Origin of the sequence: Streptomyces sp. NPDC005303, assembly GCF_040607335.1 — a bacterium.
GTDB lineage: Bacteria > Actinomycetota > Actinomycetes > Streptomycetales > Streptomycetaceae > Streptomyces.
In genome coordinates this window covers 24697-42416 of record NZ_JBEXGM010000049.1, presented here as the reverse complement: position 1 = coordinate 42416, position 17720 = coordinate 24697, and the positions used below count along the sequence as shown (strand labels likewise).

Annotated in this window: 16 protein-coding genes; 10 read left to right on the top strand and 6 right to left on the bottom strand. The window is 70.0% G+C overall.

The features are described from left to right. Positions 1 to 59: 59 nt before the first annotated feature. Positions 60 to 1736 (bottom strand): carbohydrate binding domain-containing protein, encoded by a 1677-nt coding sequence (locus ABZT93_RS37780; protein ID WP_356113212.1) that lies wholly within the window; start codon positions 1734 to 1736, stop codon positions 60 to 62. A 127-nt stretch (positions 1737 to 1863) separates the two neighbouring features. After that, positions 1864 to 2985, bottom strand: a complete 1122-nt coding sequence (locus tag ABZT93_RS37775) for an ATP-grasp domain-containing protein (protein WP_356113210.1) — start codon at positions 2983 to 2985, stop codon at positions 1864 to 1866. A gap of 263 nt (positions 2986 to 3248) precedes the next feature. On the opposite strand from ABZT93_RS37775, the gene ABZT93_RS37770 reads away from it, so the two are divergent. Then, the gene (locus ABZT93_RS37770; protein ID WP_356113209.1) at positions 3249 to 4109 is read left to right on the top strand and encodes a metallophosphoesterase; all 861 of its coding nucleotides are present in this window, start codon (positions 3249 to 3251) and stop codon (positions 4107 to 4109) included. Next, positions 4106 to 4786 (top strand): 4'-phosphopantetheinyl transferase superfamily protein, encoded by a 681-nt coding sequence (locus ABZT93_RS37765; protein ID WP_356113207.1) that lies wholly within the window; start codon positions 4106 to 4108, stop codon positions 4784 to 4786. Before ABZT93_RS37770 ends, ABZT93_RS37765 begins: the two co-directional genes overlap by 4 nt. A 35-nt stretch (positions 4787 to 4821) precedes the next feature. On the opposite strand, the gene ABZT93_RS37760 is transcribed toward ABZT93_RS37765, so the two are convergent. Beyond that, positions 4822 to 5061 (bottom strand): hypothetical protein, encoded by a 240-nt coding sequence (locus tag ABZT93_RS37760; RefSeq protein WP_356113205.1) that lies wholly within the window; start codon positions 5059 to 5061, stop codon positions 4822 to 4824. A 209-nt stretch (positions 5062 to 5270) separates the two neighbouring features. Between ABZT93_RS37760 and ABZT93_RS37755 the strand changes: the two genes are divergently transcribed. After that, positions 5271 to 6293 (top strand): alpha/beta hydrolase, encoded by a 1023-nt coding sequence (locus ABZT93_RS37755; protein ID WP_356113203.1) that lies wholly within the window; start codon positions 5271 to 5273, stop codon positions 6291 to 6293. A 14-nt stretch (positions 6294 to 6307) separates the two neighbouring features. Here ABZT93_RS37755 and ABZT93_RS37750 read toward each other — a convergent pair whose 3' ends face one another. Further along, positions 6308 to 6838 carry a toxin-antitoxin system, toxin component gene (locus ABZT93_RS37750; RefSeq protein ID WP_356113201.1) on the bottom strand — a complete coding sequence of 177 codons (531 nt, stop codon included), beginning with the start codon at positions 6836 to 6838 and terminating at the stop codon, positions 6308 to 6310. 32 nt (positions 6839 to 6870) lie between these two features. Further along, positions 6871 to 7527, bottom strand: coding sequence for a helix-turn-helix transcriptional regulator (locus ABZT93_RS37745; RefSeq protein ID WP_356113199.1), 657 nt, complete (start codon positions 7525 to 7527; stop codon positions 6871 to 6873). Positions 7528 to 7751: 224 nt separating this feature from the next. Between ABZT93_RS37745 and ABZT93_RS37740 the strand changes: the two genes are divergently transcribed. The 7 genes from ABZT93_RS37740 to ABZT93_RS37710 all read left to right on the top strand — a co-directional run bounded on the left by ABZT93_RS37740 (position 7752) and on the right by ABZT93_RS37710 (position 16909). Further along, positions 7752 to 8402: a hypothetical protein gene (locus ABZT93_RS37740; RefSeq protein ID WP_356113197.1), complete on the top strand. Its 651-nt coding sequence runs from the start codon at positions 7752 to 7754 to the stop codon at positions 8400 to 8402. A gap of 360 nt (positions 8403 to 8762) precedes the next feature. Further along, positions 8763 to 9758 (top strand): LacI family DNA-binding transcriptional regulator, encoded by a 996-nt coding sequence (locus tag ABZT93_RS37735; protein WP_356113195.1) that lies wholly within the window; start codon positions 8763 to 8765, stop codon positions 9756 to 9758. A gap of 154 nt (positions 9759 to 9912) precedes the next feature. After that, complete coding sequence (locus ABZT93_RS37730) at positions 9913 to 11259, top strand: extracellular solute-binding protein (protein WP_356113193.1); 1347 nt, start codon at positions 9913 to 9915, stop codon at positions 11257 to 11259. Between the two features lie 5 nt (positions 11260 to 11264). After that, complete coding sequence (locus tag ABZT93_RS37725; RefSeq protein ID WP_356113191.1) at positions 11265 to 12221, top strand: sugar ABC transporter permease; 957 nt, start codon at positions 11265 to 11267, stop codon at positions 12219 to 12221. Continuing rightward, a complete protein-coding gene (locus ABZT93_RS37720) occupies positions 12218 to 13078 on the top strand; it encodes a carbohydrate ABC transporter permease (RefSeq protein ID WP_356113189.1) in 861 nt (286 codons plus the stop codon). Before ABZT93_RS37725 ends, ABZT93_RS37720 begins: the two co-directional genes overlap by 4 nt. A gap of 29 nt (positions 13079 to 13107) precedes the next feature. Beyond that, entirely contained in the window at positions 13108 to 14688 is a 1581-nt protein-coding gene (locus ABZT93_RS37715) for a glycoside hydrolase family 13 protein (RefSeq protein ID WP_356113187.1), read from the top strand. An 82-nt stretch (positions 14689 to 14770) separates the two neighbouring features. Next, positions 14771 to 16909 carry a discoidin domain-containing protein gene (locus tag ABZT93_RS37710; RefSeq protein ID WP_356113185.1) on the top strand — a complete coding sequence of 713 codons (2139 nt, stop codon included), beginning with the start codon at positions 14771 to 14773 and terminating at the stop codon, positions 16907 to 16909. Here ABZT93_RS37710 and ABZT93_RS37705 read toward each other — a convergent pair. After that, positions 16878 to 17702: an ABC transporter ATP-binding protein gene (locus tag ABZT93_RS37705; RefSeq protein ID WP_356113184.1), complete on the bottom strand. Its 825-nt coding sequence runs from the start codon at positions 17700 to 17702 to the stop codon at positions 16878 to 16880. The genes ABZT93_RS37710 and ABZT93_RS37705 overlap by 32 nt on opposite strands. Positions 17703 to 17720 lie beyond the last annotated feature (18 nt).

Genomic DNA, 17720 nt, shown 5'->3' with positions numbered 1-17720 from the left:
GCCCAGTACCCCCCGTCCTGGAAGCCGGCGATGTTCCCCGGCTGGGGGATCCCGCTCGCTCAGCCGGTGAATCCGGCCGTGATCGAGGTGAACTGCCAGGTGCTCTGGCTGATGCCGGAGCAGTTGCTGACGACTCCGCCGCCCGGGCACGGCCGGTCGCGGTTGACCGACCAGAACGCGAGCCGGGCGATGTGACGGGAGTTGGCCCAGTCACGGATCTGGGTCCAGATCGCCGGGGTCGTGTTCTCCTGCTGGTCGGAGAGACCGTTCATGCCGGAGATGCCGAGGTGCGAGTAGGCGGTGGCGTCGTCCCAGCCGAAGGTGGACTTCAGCTTTGCCTTCAGCCCCTCCGCGGCGTTCACGGTGTTGCCGTACATGTCGGAGCCGCCGCCGAAGTCGAACGGCATGATGGTGAAGACGTCAATGTTCGCGCCCAGCGACTGTGCCTGCTCGATGAGCCGGTTGCCGTAGTAGGTGGGGCCGGTCGTCGAGGTGCCGAAGGTGACGATGGTCTTCAGGCCGGGGTTGTTGGCCTTGACCGTCTTCAGCGCGGTCAGGATCCTCGCCTGCACGGCCTCGTTCTCGAACTCGTCGGTGTTCTCGATGTCCATGTCGATCGCCTTGAGCGAGTAGGCGTCGATCACCTTCTGGAGTGCGGCGGCGAGCGCGCTCGCCGAGGAGCAGTTGGCGCCGAGCTTGCTGCCCTGCCAGCCGCCGAACGAGGGCACGATGTCACCACCGGCTGCACGGATCTGGTTGATGGCGCTCTGATCGACACCGCCGGTCAGCGGCCGGCTGCCGTCCCAGGCGGGATTGCAGCCACCGGAGTCCAGCACGAACGCCATCGTGAACCACTTGACGCCGGTCGCGCTCATCACCGTGCTCGGGCTCGGCGGATCGCCCCAGCCCTCGTACAGATACGGCGCGGCCTGCTTGAAGCCGGTGCCGCCCGGGCCGCCCGCGTCGGTCGTCACGCTCACGGAGTTGGACGCCCCGGAGGTGTTGCCGGCCGCGTCGCGCGCCTTGACGGTGAAGGTGTACGACGTGCTGGGCGAGAGCCCGCTGACGGTGGCGGAGGTGCCGGAGACGGTGAGGACGTTGGTGGAGCCGCGGTAGACGTCGTAGGCCGTGACGCCCACGTTGTCCGTCGAGGCGTTCCACTTCAGTGACACGCTGGACGACGTCTTGCCCGTGGAGGTCAGCCCGGTCGGCGCGCTCGGCGCCTGGGTGTCCGAGCCCCCGCCGCCGGGGCCGTCGAGGCTGATGTCGTCGGCGTAGTAGGTGCCCTGCGCGTACCAGCCGTGGACGTAGACGGTGGCGCTGGTCTGCGAGGCGCCGGTGGTGAAGGAGACGGCCAGCCGGCTGTACGCCGACGGCGACGTCGTCCAGGTGGAGGCCCCGCCGTTCACGCCGAGGTAGACGTAGGACCCGCGCACCCAGCCGCTGAGGCTGTAGGTGGTGTTCGGCTGCACCGGGACGGTCTGGCTGCACTGCGCGTTGTCGCTCGAACTCACCGCACCGGCCAGGGCTTTGGAGCCGCCGTGCACGGGCGAGGAGACGACCGAACCGAGGTTGCCGGTGCAGGTCCAGGGGGAGAGGCCGCCGGACTCGAAGCCGGGATTGGACAGGACGTTCGCTGCCTCGGCCGTGCCGGGAAGCGCGATGGCCCCGGCGAGCGCGAGCACGGCGGAGCCGAGGAGAGCGACAAGTCTGGGACGTCTGAGTGGGTTGCGCACGCGATCTCCCTGAAGAAATGGGGGTGTTCGGGAGTGCAGAGAGGTGGTGCAGGGTGCGCAACCAAGTTGGTATGGACCAATCGCGGTGTCAAGAAGAACAGCGAGATTGGTCCATACCGGTCGGGGCCTAGAGCGGCAGTGCCTGGGCCGCTTCCACCGAAGGGGCGGGCGCCGGAACCGACGGCAGCAGCGGCTCGACCTCCTCGGCCCGCTGATGCGGCACCGACACCGGCCGCAACTGTCGCGGCCCCGACACCACGGTGTAGTCCTGTCCCAGGAACGGCGGCTCGATCGCCCCGGTTTCCTCCCCGAGCGCCAACTGCACGGCGGCCCAGGGCACGTTGACCCCGCAGAGGGCCAGCTGGTGCAAGCCGCCCGCCGGACGCGTGTTCACATCCATCAGCACAGGCCGGTCACCCAGCATGCGGAACTGGATGTTGGACAGGTAGTGCAGTCCGAACCCCTCGGCGATCAGCCGTGCCGGCTCCAGCCACTGCTCGTGCTGCGTGAACCCGCGACGCCGTCCGTTCTTCGTGCGGCCGATCGCGAGCCGCACCCGGTTGTCGGGCCCGGTGAGCGTGTCCACCGACACCTCCGGCTGCTCCAGGCGCGGCATGACCAGCCAGTCCACCTGCTCGTCGGACTGCGCGAGCGCCTCGACGACCATGTCGAGCGAGACGTAGGGGCTGGGGAACCCGTTGAGCTGCGCGAGGGAGAAGGGCGCGCGTGTGATGATCCGGAAGCCCACCCCGCCCGCGCCGGACGCGGGCTTGAAGCACGCCTTGTGGCCGTCGGCCTCCAGCTCCTCGACGGCCGCGACCAGCTCGTCCGCGGTCCGCACCCGCCACCACGGCGGCACCGGCACCCCGACCGCCTGGACCGCCTCGTAGGCGATCACCTTGTCGTGGAAGACGGCGACGGCCTCCGGCGGCGGCGCGAGCAGCGCCGTACCGAGCGCGGCGAAGTCGGCGCGGTGGGCGACGATCGCCGCCTGGTGCAGCCGGGGCACGAACACGTCGATGCCGCGCTTCTGGCACTGGTCGAGGGCGAACTCGACGTAGGCGGCCGGAGACAGCCCCTCCGGCTCCAGCTCGGCGGTGTCGGCGGCGGCCAGCACCGGCGAGTCGGGGTCGCCGTGCGTCGCATGGATCTCGACGGCTCTGTCGCTGGGATTTCGCCGCAGCTGATCCATGAAGAACACGTTCTCCGCGTACGTGCGGTTGAGCCAGACGCGTACGCGAGAGTGCATTCAGGCCGCCTTTCGGGGTTTTCGGGCAGGGCGAAGCGGGCCCGGGCCCGGGCAGGGTGATTGGAGGGACACCAAACCGCCCTTGCGAAGGGAAGTTCACTGCGGTGGTGTTGGGGCGATCATACGGCTTTCGACGGGCCACGCGTGCAACGCCCGTGTTACGGAATTTCCGATCATGAAGCTCCGCCTCCCCGGTCCACTCTTGTACCGGGAAACCAAATGTGTTCTCGTGGTCCCACTCGGGTGTTCGGAGGGGGCGAGAGGTGACGTCTAGGGCCGGTGGCGCGGCACAGCTTCTGGCCGTCAGTGACCTGCACATCGGCTATCCCGAGAACCGCTCCCTCGTCGAGGAGATGCGCCCCGGCACCGACGACGACTGGCTCCTGGTGGCCGGTGACGTCGCCGAGACCGTCGCGGATGTGCGCTGGGCCCTCGAGACCCTTGCCGGCCGCTTCCGCCAGGTCGTCTGGGCCCCCGGCAACCACGAACTGTGGACCCATCCGAAGGACGCCGTCACCCTGCGCGGGGTCGCCCGCTACGAGCACCTCGTCGAGATGTGCCGGCAGCTCGGCGTCCTCACCCCCGAGGACCCCTACCCGGTCTGGGACGGCCCCGGCGGGCCCGTCGCCGTCGCCCCGCTGTTCCTGCTGTACGACTACTCCTTCCTGCCCGCCGGCTGCGCCACCAAGGAGCAGGGCCTGGAGTACGCGCACGGCACCGGCATCGTCTGCAACGACGAGTTCCTGCTGCACCCCGACCCCTACCCGTCCCGCGAGGCCTGGTGCCGGGCCCGGGTCGCCGAGACCGAGCGCAGACTCGCCGCCCTCCCCGACGACCTGCCCACCGTCCTGGTCAACCACTACCCGCTGGACCGGCACCCCACGGACGTCCTGTGGTACCCCGAGTTCGCCATGTGGTGCGGCACCACCCTGACCGCCGACTGGCACCGCAGGTTCCGTGTCGAGACCATGGTGTACGGCCATCTGCACATCCCGCGGACCACCTGGCACGAGGGCGTCCGCTTCGAGGAGGTGTCGGTGGGCTATCCGCGGGAGTGGCGCAAGCGGCCGGAGCCGCCCGGCCGGCTGCGCCGGATCGTGCCCAGGGAGGTCGGCGCGCTGTGATCGAGGAACTCCTGCCGGACTCGGTGGTGGCCGTGGAGGTCCACGGACACGACGAGCCGGAGAACGCCACGCTGTACCCCGAGGAGGCCGCGCTCGTCGCGCCCGCCGTCCCCAAACGCCGCCGTGAGTTCGCCGTCGTGCGGGCCTGCGCCCGCCGGGCCATGGAGAAGCTCGGTGTGCCGCCGCAGCCGGTCCTGCCAGGGGAACGCGGCGCCCCGCGGTGGCCGGCCGGACTCACCGGCAGCATGACCCACTGCGACGGCTACTGCGCCGCCGCCCTGGCCCGCGTCACCGACCTCGCCTCCCTCGGCATCGACGCCGAACCCCACGGACCGCTGCCGGAGGGCGTGCTGAAGAGCGTCTCCCTGCCGGGCGAGCGGCTCAGGCTGCGGGAACTCGCCGAGAGGTACCCCGCAGTCCACTGGGACCGCCTGCTGTTCAGCGCCAAGGAGTCCGTCTACAAGGCGTGGTTCCCGCTCACCGGCGAGTGGCTGGACTTCAGCGAGGCCGACATAGACCTCCGCGTCGACCCCGCAGAGCCCTCCCGCGGCACGCTGAGCGCCGAACTCCTCGTCCCCGGCCCGCTGGTGGGCGGCGAGCGCCGCGCCGTCTTCGAGGGCCGCTGGACGGTCCGGGGCGGCCTGGTCGCCACCTCGGTGACCGTGCCGCACGCCTGAACGCACGGCACGGTCCCCCGGCCCCTCCCGGGCCTCTAGGCCTCCGGCGGGCACCAGCTCTGCAGCAGCCTGAAGAACTCCTCCTCGTTGCCCGCGAGCCCCGCGTCCTCCAGGGCCTGTTCGGCCTCGGCGAGGACCGCCGGTGGGACGACCGGTGGTCGGGCGGTGTCGGGCGGGCCGGCCGCGGTGTCGAAGGCGGCTCGGACCGTGTGCAGCAGCCGCAGATACGCCTGGACGGCGGTGCGCTCACGGTCGGTCAGTACGGCGGTGGGCATCGGCGGCTCTCCCCAAGTCGTTGCCGGTCATATGGGTGTGCGTCTCCAGCTTGCCGCCCACCACTGACAATCCGGCTTCCGCGCCCGTTCGTTCGCCTGCTTAGCGGAGGCGAAACCTCCCTGAAACCACCGTGGGGAAAGCAGTCCTACGCTGGGAGGAAGGGCTTTCAGTCGCCGCATGGCGGCCTGGAGTACGGGAGGGCGAGCACGTGGTCGACGACCCGCGCCGGCGCCCGGTGCGCGCCGTTCGGCTGCGCCCGGTGGGCGACGCAGAACTGCAGTTGCGGTACCGCGTGGTGCACGGGTACCGCCGCGCCTTCCGGATGGCGGGCGAGGGGCCGCCGCTCGTTCTCATCCACGGCATCGGCGACTCCTCGGCGACCTGGGCCGACCTGATCCCCGACCTCGCCCGCACCCACACCGTGATCGCCCCCGACCTGCTCGGCCACGGCGACTCCGACAAACCGCGCGCCGACTACTCCGTGGCCGCGTACGCCAACGGCGTCCGTGACCTGCTCACCACCCTCGGCATCGAGTCGGCCACCTTGGTCGGCCACTCGCTGGGCGGGGGAGTGGCCATGCAGTTCGCCTACCAGTTCCCCGAGCGCACCGAGCGGCTCATCCTGGTCAGCGCGGGCGGAGTGGGCCGTGAGGTCAACCCCGTGCTGCGGCTGGTGTCCTTGCCCGGCGCCCACTTGATGCTGTCCTCGCTGCGGCTGCCCGGCATGCGGCTCCAGGTCGGCCTCGCCGTGCGCCTGATGAAGCTCCTGGACACCGATCTCGGCCAGGACGCGCCGGACCTGCTGAACCTCGTCGACGCCCTGCCCGACGAGACCGCCCGCAACGCCTTCATCCGGACCCTGCGCGCGGTCGTCGACTGGCGCGGCCAGGTCGTCACCATGCTCGACCGCTGCTATCTGACCGAAGGCATGCCGACCATGCTGCTGTGGGGCGACCGGGACAGCGTGGTGCCCGTACGGCACGCCTTCGGGGCGCACGAGGCGATGCCCGGCAGCCGCCTGGAGATCTTCGAGGGCGCGGGCCACTTCCCCTTCCACACCGACCCGGCCCGGTTCGTCGCCCTGGTCGAGGAGTTCACGGCCACCACCGCCCCGGCGGACTGGAGTCGGGAGCACTGGCGGGAGCTGTTGCGTGAGGGAAGCCCAGGGAGCGCCCGGGCGCACGGCGGGGAGCGGGAGTTGCGGGAGGCCAGCGAGCGCAGTGCGACCTGACCCGCGCCGAACCCTCAGCCCTGCGGGCCCAGATACCCCAGCGAGGCCTCGATCCGCCCCGCCAGCCGGTCCCGCTGCACCGGCCCGCGCAGCGGTGAACCCGCCAGCCAGGTACGGCACCTGCTGGCCAGCAGCAGGCCGAAGCTCTCCGCCTCCCGCTCCTCGTCGAGGTCGAAGCGGCTGCGGGCGGCGACCTTGCGCACGGTGGCCTGGAGATCGGCGTCGTCGTGGAGGAGTCGGGCGGCGACCGCGGCGCCCTCGACATGGTGGGAGCAGTGGCCGGCGTTCATGTGCCACAGCTCGTGGCCGAGGATGACCAACTGGTGGTCGGGGGCGGTGCGTTCCTCGATCACGACGAGGTCCTGGTCGACCATGTCGAGCCACAGCCCGCTGGCGGTGCCGGGCGGGAAGGGCGCCGTACGGAAGTGGACCGGGCGGCCACGGCGTCTGCTCATGGCGTCGCACAGGGCGCCGTAGAGGTCCTCGGGCCGTGCCGGGGCGTCGAGTTCCAGCTCCGCCACCAACTCGCCGCTCAGGCGGCGCATGTGCCTACCGATGCCCACAGTTGTCTCCCGGATCAGGACTCGGGCCGCTTGACGCTCTCCAGGAGCATGTCCAGCCACTCGGCGACCTTGTCACGGTGCTGGTCGGTGGGCAGCTGCGCGGCCCGCCAGGCGATCCCACGGACGCCGTGGTCCTGCAGCAGCCGCTCCAGCGGATCGCGGGCGGCCGCAGCGGCCTCCCGCTCCCGGCCGGCGAGCTTGTGCAGGAGCTCCTGCTCGGTGTGCTGGAGCGCACCCGCGAGCGCCTCGGGGTCCTCGGCCGTCAGGAACCCGGCGTGCACGCGGAAGAACCGCTGGATGGCGTCGCAGTGCTCCATGGTGGGACGCCGGTCGCCGTTGATGAGGGCGCCCGCCTGTTGCCGTGACATGCCGGCACCGTCGGCGATCTCCTGCTGGGTGTACTTGCGCCCGTTGGGCTTCAGCCGGGTCCGGCGCAACAGGTCGAGCCGCTGCAGGAACCGCGCCTGGACATCCGGTTCACCCGCCGGGCGCCCGCTCAGCAGGGCCTTGACCACCGGTTCGGGGACGCCGGAGGCGACGGACAGACGGCTGGTGTCGAAGACCTGCGCCTGCGGCACGCCGAGCCGGCCGGCGAGTGCGGTGACGCGGGCGACGACGGCCGACAGCACGACCGTTGCCGCGTCGTCCGGGCTCTCGAAGCCATCCGCCACCGACAGATCTCCTACGTCTCTCACCCGACTTCTCACAGGCGGTCGCCGTGAACTTCCCGGAGAGTAGCCCGTTGTTCGAACTCACATCCAGGTCTCGCCACAACTGTGGCCAATTTCAGCCGTCAACCGCCGTGGAATGCCACGATAGTTGACACCGCTTGGCCCGGGGAAGCAGGATCAGGGCGCCGCGTGAAGGCCGCATAGGCAAGAGGGGTGACCTCCCGATGGCATATCAGGCAGGTGGGCAGCGGTCGGAACTGCGGCCCGTCCCCGAGGGGCTCGAAGCCCAGGCATACCTTCAGGACTACGCCACGCTCCTGGAAGCCGTCCCCTTCCCGTCCGTCGTCCTCGACCACCGCTGGGACGTCGTTCTCGCCAACACCGCTTTCGCGTCACTTTTTCGTGCCGTCGGACCGCATCCGACGGCCATGCCGGGTGACAACTTCCTCCGGTTCGTCCTCTTCCATCCCGATGCGAGCAGTGTCCTGGGCGAGCACGAGTCGCGCTGGTGCCTGCCGATGCTCGCGCACTTCGCGGCCGCGGTGGAGCGGCACGGCCACGACCACGACCTCCAGGCGATCCGCCGGGACATCGCCCAGGACCCGATCATGGACGCCGCCTACCGGCACGGCCTGCCGCACTGGATCCGCGCGGTCGGCGAACAGGCCGTGGAGCACGACGGCGCCGTACGCCCCTTGGTGCACCCCGACCCACGCTGGGGCGCCACCGACTGCCGGGTCGTCGACGAGACCCCGCGCACCCTGCGGGACCTGGGCTACACGCGCCTGACGTTGGTGCTCCGCCCGGCCCCCACCAGGCGCCGTCCGCGGCGCACGGCGGCCCACCTCACGGTGGTGCCCACCCCCGAGGCCTGACGGGCACCGTCGGCGTTCAGGTCGTCGACGGCGCCTCGTCAGCAGTCGTCAGGTCCCCATGGAGCGGGCCTGTTCCACGGGTCCGCCCGCCCAGGCTCACTCCGCCACCACCAGCACCAGCACCAGCGGCACCCCTTCGCAGGCAATCAGCCGCACCCCGCCGGCCCGTCCCGCCCGGCCCGTCGCCAACCTCCCGCGAAGTCCGGGCCCTTCTCGAGGGGCCGACCAGATGCCACGGATCGCTGGACGCGGCGACCCTGCCGCGGGCGTTCACCAGCCGGGCGGGACCCGGGAGCCGGTGCAGCGGCTTCCGTCGCCTTTACGCAAGCAGTTTGCATTCCTTGCGCTATTCTTGCGCGCATGACGCGACGACTTGCCGAGGTTGCCAAGAAGGTCGGGGTCAGTGAGGCCACGGTCAGCCGGGTGCTCAACGGCAAGCCAGGGGTCTCCGAGAGCACCCGGCAGGCGGTGCTGTCCGCGCTGGACGTGCTCGGGTACGAGCGGCCCACACAGCTGCGCGGCGAGCGGGCGCGGCTCGTGGGACTGGTGCTGCCGGAGCTCCAGAACCCGATCTTCCCGGCGTTCGCCGAGGTCATCGGCGGGGCGCTCGCCCAGCTCGGGCTGACGCCGGTGCTGTGCACACAGACCAAGGGCGGGGTGTCCGAGGCCGACTACGTGGACCTTCTGCTCCAGCAACAGGTCAGCGGTGTCGTGTTCGCCGGTGGCCTCTACGCCCAGGCGGACGCGCCGCACGACCACTACCGGCGGCTCGCCGACCGGAACATCCCGGTGGTGCTGGTCAACGCGTCCATCGACGACCTCGGTTTCCCGGGCGTGTCCTGCGACGACGCGGTGGCCGTCGAGCAGGCCTGGCGGCACCTCGCCTCCCTGGGGCACGAGCGGATCGGCCTGGTGCTGGGGCCCGCGGACCACATGCCGTCGGCCCGCAAGCTGGCCGCCGCGCAGGGGCTCGGGGAACTGCCCGAGGAGCGGGTCGCGCGGGCCATGTTCTCCATCGAGGGCGGCCACGCGGCGGCCACCCGACTCATCGACCGCGGGGTCACCGGCTTCATCTGCGCCAGCGACCCTCTCGCGCTCGGCGTCATCCGGGCCGCCCGCCGCAAGGGGCTCGCCGTGCCGGACCAGGTGTCGGTCGTCGGCTACGACGACTCCGCCCTCATGAACTGCACCGAACCCCCGCTGACCACCGTCCGCCAGCCCATCGAGGCCATGGGCCGCGCCGCCGTGGAACTGCTGAACGCGCAGGTCGGCGGCAGTGCCGTACAGCCCGAGGAACTGCTCTTCGAACCCGAGCTGGTGGTCCGGGGGTCCACCGGGCAGGCCCCGCGCGGCTGAGATCCGCGGCTCTGGCGCCGTCCTGCCGGCACTCCGCCATCCCTCAGCCCCAGCTCTGTCGAATAATTACAGATTCTGCGCGACATCTTGCGGACGAATGTCGGCGGTGCTTGAGTGTGCGGCGCCCACCGCTCCTGCCACGAGGGGTCCACCGATGAGAAGCACCGGGTTCCGCCGTACCTTCGCCGCGCTCAGCGTCTGTTCCCTTGCCCTCGCCGTCTCCGCCTGCGGATCGGGCGACGACACGGCGAGCGGCAAGACCCGCATCACGGTCAACTGCATGCCGCCCAAGAGCGCCAAGGTCGACCGGACGTTCTTCGAGCAGGACATCGCGTCCTTCGAGAAGCAGCACCCGGACATCGACGTCGTCGCGCACGACGCCTTCCCCTGCCAGGACCCCAAGACCTTCGACGCCAAGCTCGCCGGCGGGCAGATGGAGGACGTCTTCTACACGTACTTCACCGACGCCAAGCACGTCGTCGACATCAACCAGGCCGCCGATCTCACCCCGTACGTCAAGGAGTTGAAGAGCTACGACACCCTCCAGCAGCAACTCCGAGACATCTACACGGTCGACGGGAAGATCTACGGCATCCCGCGCACCGGCTACTCGATGGGCCTGATCTACAACAAGAAGCTGTTCGCCAAGGCAGGCCTCGACCCCGACCGACCCCCGGCCACCTGGGAGGAGTTGCGCGCCGACGCCAAGAGGATCGCCGCGCTCGGCGACGGCACGGTCGGGTACGCCGACTACAGCGCCCAGAACCAGGGCGGCTGGCACTTCACGGCCGAGCTGTACTCCCAGGGCGGCGACGTCGTCAGCGCCGACGGCAAGAAGGCCACCATCGACACCCCCGAGGGCCACGCAGTCCTCCAGAACCTCCACGACATGCGCTGGAGCGACGACTCCATGGGCAGCAAGCAGCTCCTGGTCATCAACGACGTTCAGCAGATGATGGGTTCGGGCAAGCTCGGCATGTACCTCTCCGCCCCGGACAACATCCCGATCCTGGTCAAGGAGAAGGGCGGTGACTACAAGGACCTCGCCCTCGCGCCCATGCCCGGCGGCAAGGGCACGCTCATCGGCGGCGACGGCTACATGGTCAACAAGAAGGCGAGCCCCGACCAGATCAGGGCAGGCCTGAAGTGGCTCGACCACATGTTCCTCAGGCCCGGCGCCGGGTTCCTCGGTGACTACGCCCGCGCCAAGAAGGCCGACGCCCCGGTCGGGCTGCCCGAACCGCGTCTGTTCACCGGTGCCGCCGACGCCAAGGACCAGCAGGTCAAGAAGGCCAACGCCAATGTGCCGGTGGAGAACTACCAGGCCTTCCTCGACGGCAACCAGAGCCTGAAGATGAAGATCGAGCCGCCGAACGCCCAGCAGATCTACTCGGTGCTCGACGGTGCCGTATCCGCAGTCCTCACCAAGAAGGACGCCGACATCGACCAGCTCCTGAAGGACGCCTCCGGCAAGATCGACGGCATCCTGGCCCGGGGCTGACGCCCATGAAGACGGTGGAAAGCCCGCCCCGCGAGGCCCTCGCCGTACCCCCAGTGCAGGCGCCGCCTCCCGCAGGGGACCGGAGGCGGCGCCGCCTCGCCGACCAGGCCCGCGCCTACGGCTTCCTCCTCGGCGGACTCGTCTGCTTCGCGCTGTTCTCCTGGTACCCGGCGATCCGCGCCGTCATGATCGCCTTCCAGAAGTACACACCGGGCTCCGATCCCGAATGGGTCGGCACCGCCAACTTCACCCGCGTCTGGCACGACCCGGAGTTCACGGCGGCCTGGCGCAACACCCTCACCTTCACCCTGCTGGCCCTGCTCATCGGCTTCGCGGTCCCCTTCGTGATGGCTCTGGTGCTCAACGAGTTGAGGCACGCGAAAGCGTTCTTCCGGGTGGTGGTCTACCTGCCCGTCATGATCCCGCCGGTGGTCAGCGCCCTGCTCTGGAAGTGGTTCTACGACCCCGGAGCCGGCCTCGCCAACGAGGCACTGCGCTTCCTGCACCTGCCCACCTCGAACTGGTCCAACGGCGCCGACACCGCACTCGTCTCCCTGGTGATCGTGGCGACCTGGGCCAACATGGGCGGCACGGTCCTGATCTACCTGGCCGCCCTGCAGTCCATCCCCGGCGAGCTGTACGAGGCCGCGGAACTGGACGGCGCGAACCTCCTCCAGCGTGTCCGCCATGTGACGGTCCCGCAGACCAGGTTCGTGATCCTGATGCTGATGCTCCTTCAGATCATCGCGACCATGCAGGTGTTCACCGAACCGTTCGTGATCACGGGCGGCGGCCCGGAGAACGCCACGGTCACCGTTCTCTACCTGATCTACAAATACGCCTTCCTCTACAACGACTTCGGCGGCGCGTGTGCCCTGAGCGTCATGCTCCTGGTGCTGCTGGGCGCCTTCTCCGCCATATATCTGCGGCTGACCCGGTCCGGAGAGGGGGATCCCGCATGAGCACCCGCACCCTGATCTCACCGGCGACGCTCGCCCGCCCGCGCGGCAGGACCGCCTACTGGACCGTCTTCACCACGGTCGTCCTGCTCTTCGCGCTCGCGTTCCTCTTCCCCGTCTACTGGATGGTGACCGGCGCGGCGAAGTCGCCGGACGAGGTGACGCGCACCCCGCCCACCCTCGTGCCCGAGCACTGGCACCTCGACGGCTACACCGACGCCTGGGACCTCATGCAGCTCCCGCAGCACCTGTGGAACACGGTGGTCCAGGCCGCCGGCGCCTGGGCGTTCCAGCTCGTCCTGTGCACGGCCGCCGCCTACGCCCTGTCCCGGCTGAAGCCCGTCTTCGGCAAGGTGGTCCTCGGCGGCATCCTGGCCACGCTGATGGTCCCGGCCCAGGCGCTGGTCGTACCGAAATACCTGACCGTGGCGGATCTGGGCCTGTTGAACGACCCCCTCGCCATCTGGCTGCCGGCCGCCGCCAACGCCTTCAACCTCTACCTCCTCAAGCGGTTCTTCGACCAGCTCCCGCGCGATGTGCTGGAGGCCGCCGAGATCGACGGCGCCGGCAAGCTGCGCACTCTGTGGTCGATCGTGCTGCCCATGTCACGGCCGGTCCTCGGGGTGGTGTCGATCTTCGCCCTGGTCGCCGTCTGGCAGGACTTCCTCTGGCCGCTGATGGTCTTCTCCGACACCGACAAGCAGCCCATCAGCGTGGCACTCGTCCAGCTGTCGCAGAACATCCAACTGACCGTGCTCATCGCCGCGATGGTGATCGCCAGTATCCCGATGGTCGCCCTGTTCCTCGTCTTCCAGCGGCACATCGTCGCCGGGATCAGCGCGGGCAGCACGAAGGGCTGACGTCCCCTCTCCGCAGAAAGGCAGGCCTCGTGGCACAGCAGGACTGGTGGCGCTCCGCCGTCATCTACCAGGTCTACGTCCGCAGCTTCGCCGACGGCGACGGGGACGGCACCGGCGACCTCGCGGGAGTCCGCGCCAGGCTGCCGTACCTCGCCGAACTCGGCGTGGACGCCCTGTGGTTCAACCCCTGGTACCTCTCGCCGATGAAGGACGGCGGCTACGACGTCGCCGACTACCGTGCCATCGACCCGGCCTTCGGCACCCTCGCCGAGGCGGAGAAGCTGATCGCGGAGGCACGGGAGTCGGGGATCCGCACGATCGTCGACATCGTGCCCAACCACGTCTCCGACCGGCACCCCTGGTTCCAGGCCGCGCTGAAGGCGGGCCCCGGCAGCCCGGAACGCGAGCTGTTCCACTTCCGGCGCGGCCGCGGCGAGGACGGCGAACTCCCGCCCAACGACTGGCCGTCGCAGTTCGTCGGCTCCGCCGAACCCGTGTGGACACGCCTGCCCGACGGCGACTGGTACCTGCACCTGTTCACCCCGGAACAGCCCGACCTCAACTGGGCCCACCCGGCCGTCCGGCAGGAGCACGAGGACATCCTGCGCTTCTGGTTCGAACGGGGAGTGGCGGGCGTCCGCATCGACTCCGCCGCCCTGCTCGCGAAGGACCCCGCGCTGCCCGACCTCGCCTCCGCCCCCGACCCGCACCCTTTCGTCGACCGCGACGAACTCCACGACATCTACCGCTCATGGCGAGCGATCGCCGACGAGTACGGCGGAGTCTTCGTCGGCGAGGTCTGGCTCCCGGACACCGAACGCTTCGCCCGTTACCTGCGCCCCGACGAACTGCACACCGCCTTCAACTTCTCCTTCCTGTCCTGTCCCTGGGACGCCGGGCGGCTGCGCACCTCGATCGACACGACCCTCGCCGAGCACGCCCCGGTCGGTGCCCCCGCCACCTGGGTGCTGTGCAACCACGACATCACCCGCACGGTCACCCGTTACGGCCGTACGGACACCGGTTTCGACTTCGCGGCCAAGGCCTTCGGCACTCCGACCGACCTCGCCCTCGGCACCCGGCGCGCCCGAGCGGCGGCCCTGCTCTCCCTCGCCCTGCCGGGAGCCGTCTACGTCTATCAGGGCGAGGAACTCGGCCTGCCCGAGGCGGACATCCCGCGCCACCGCATCGAAGACCCGATGCACTTCCGCTCCGGCGGCACGGACCCCGGGCGGGACGGCTGCCGGGTGCCCCTGCCGTGGGCGGCCGGGGCACCTCATGCGGGGTTCGGCGGCGAGCCCTGGCTGCCGCAGCCCGCCGACTGGGCGTCGTACGCGGTCGACCGGCAGGCCGAGGACCCCGGGTCGATGCTCAGCCTCTACCGCGAGGCGATCCGGATCCGGCCGGTGTTCGGCGACGGCCCGCTCACCTGGCTGCCCGCTCCGGACGGTGTCCTCGCCTTCGCCCGTGAGGGTGGCTCCCTGTGCGTGGTGAATCTCGCCGACACCCCGGCCGCCCTCCCCGAACACACCCAACTGCTGCTCGCCAGCGGCCCCTTGGACCCGCGGGGCCGACTGCCGAAGGACACAGCGGTCTGGCTGCAGAGCTGAGACCGCGCGGATCAACCCGGATCGCTGATACCGCAGCACCCCCACACGAAGGGATCAGCACATGCACAGATCTGTCAGGAGCATGTCAGCAACTGTCACTGTGGCCCTCACCACCGGCCTCCTCACCGCCACCGCGCCCACCGCCCACGCGGCCGCGGGCGCCACCCTCCCCTTCACCTCGGTGGAGGCCGAGTCCGCCACCACCACCGGCACGAGAATCGGCCCCGACCACACGCAGGGCACGCTCGCCTCGGAGGCGTCCGGGCGGCAGGCGGTACGGATCGGCTCCGGCCAGCGCGTGGAGTTCACCGTGCCGCGTGCGGCCAACGCCGTGAACGTCGCCTACAGCGTCCCGGACGGCCAGTCGGGCACGCTGAACGTCTACGTCAACGGCACCAGGCTCGCGAAGACGCTCCCGGTGACCTCCAAGTACTCCTACATCGACACCAGTTGGATTCCCGGAGCCAGGACCCACCACTTCTTCGACAACGCCCGCCTCCTGCTGGGCCAGAACGTCCAGGCGGGCGACAAGGTCGCCTTCGAGTCCACCGGGACCCAGGTCACCCTCGACGTGGCCGACTTCGAACAGGTCGCGGCGGCCGCCGGTCAGCCCGCCGGTTCCGTGTCCGTCACCTCCAAGGGCGCCGACCCGACCGGGAACGGCGACTCCACCCAGGCCTTCCGGGACGCGATCTCCGCCGCGCAAGGGGGAGTGGTCTGGATCCCGCCGGGCGACTACCGGCTGACGTCCGCTCTCGGCGGCGTCCAGAACGTCACCCTCCAGGGCGCCGGAAGCTGGCACTCGATCGTGCACTCCTCCCGGTTCATCGACCAGGCCGGCTCCTCTGGGGGCGTCCACATCAAGGACTTCGCGGTCGTCGGCGAGGTCACCGAGCGCGTCGACTCCAATCCGGACAACTTCGTCAACGGCTCGCTGGGACCCGGGAGTTCGGTGTCCGGGATGTGGCTCCAGCATCTCAAGGTCGGCCTCTGGCTGACGGGCAACAACGACAACCTGGTCGTGGAGAACAACCGCTTCCTCGACATGACGGCCGACGGACTCAACCTCAACGGCAACGCCCGCGGAGTCCGCGTCCGCAACAACTTCCTGCGCAACCAGGGCGACGACGCGCTCGCCATGTGGTCGCTCTACGCCCCCGACACCAACAGCAGCTTCGAGAACAACACCATCACCCAGCCGAACCTCGCCAACGGCATCGCGATCTACGGCGGCACCGACATCGCGGTGAAGAACAACCTGGTATCCGACACCAACGCCCTCGGCAGCGGCATCGCGATCTCCAACCAGAAGTTCCTCGACCCGTTCTTCCCGCTGGCCGGCACCATCACGGTCGACGGCAACACCCTGGTCCGCACCGGAGCGATGAACCCCAACTGGAACCATCCGATGGGGGCGTTGCGGGTCGACTCCTACGACAGCGCGATCAACGCCACGGTGAACATCACCAACACGACCATCACCGACAGCCCGTACAGCGCCTTCGAGTTCGTGTCCGGCGGGGGACAGGGCTACCCGGTCCGCAACGTCACCATGGACGGCGCGACCGTCCGCAACACCGGTACGGTCGTCGTGCAGGCGGAGGCCCAGGGCGCCGCGACCTTCCGGAACACGACAGCGACGGGTGTCGGCGCGGCCGGCGTCTACAACTGCCCCTACCCGGCGAGCTCCGGCACCTTCGCCCTCACCGACGGCGGCGGCAACTCCGGCTGGAGCAGCACCTGGTCGGACTGCTCGAGCTGGCCGCAGCCCGGGCAGGGCAACCCCGACCCGGACCCGAACCGCAACCTCGCCAAGGGCCGTCCGGCCACCGCGACCGGCTCCCAGGACGTCTACACGCCCGGCAAGGCGGTCGACGGCGACGCGAACAGTTACTGGGAGTCCGCCAACAACGCGTTCCCGCAGTCCTGGACGGTGGACCTGGGATCGGCCGAGCCGGTGCGCAGGCTGGTCCTGAAGCTGCCTCCGCAGAGCGCCTGGCAGGCCCGCACCCAGACCGTCACCGTGCTGGGCAGCACCGACGGCAGCACCTACAACACCGTCGTCGGCGCCCAGGGCTACCGCTTCGACCCGGCGACCGGCAACACGGCCACCGTCACCCTGCCCGGCGCCAGCCTGCGCTATCTGCGCCTGTCCGTGAGCGCCAACACCGGTTGGCCCGCAGGGCAGTTCAGTGAAGTGGAGGCGTATCGGACTTCGTGACCGGAGCGTCCCGCACGACCCCGCGCTTGGCCGCCTGGATCTGCTCGTACACATGGGTGCGCAGTTCGGCGAAGCGCGGGGCCACCCGCGTGTGCAACTGGTCCCGGTCGTCCGGCAGATCGACCTTCAGCTGCTCCTGCACGACCGTGGGGGAGGCGGACAGCACGATCACGCGTTCGCCCAGGTACACGGCCTCGTCGATGTCGTGGGTGACGAACAGGATCGTGATGCCGCGCTCGCGCCACAACCGTCGTACGAGATCCTCCAGGTCGGCGCGGGTCTGGGCGTCCACGGCCGCGAACGGCTCGTCCATCAGCAGGACTTCGGGCTCGTATGCGAGGGCGCGGGCGATCGCGACGCGCTGCTGCATACCTCCGGAGAGCTGCCAGGGATACGCCCCGGCGGCCTCCGCGAGGTCCACGGACTCCAGCGCGTCGGCGACCAGCTCACGTCGTCTCGACTTGGTCAAGTCCTTCTGCTTCAGCGGGAGTTCGACGTTGTCGGCGACGCGCATCCACGGAAAGAGACTGCGGCCGTACTCCTGGAACACGAAGGCCATCCCGGGCGGGGGTCCGCTCACCTTGCGGCCCGCCAGGTGGACCTCGCCGGCCGTCGGGGTGAGCAGGCCGCCCATGCACTTCAGCAGGGTCGTCTTGCCGCAGCCCGACGGGCCGACGAGACACACGAGTTCGCCTGCCTCGACGGTGAAGGTGAGATCGCGGACCGCCTCCACACGGCGTCCCGACCCCTCGTAGACCTTCTTCAGGCCGGATACGCCAAGAAGCGCGTGCATGGACCGCCCTTTCGCGTT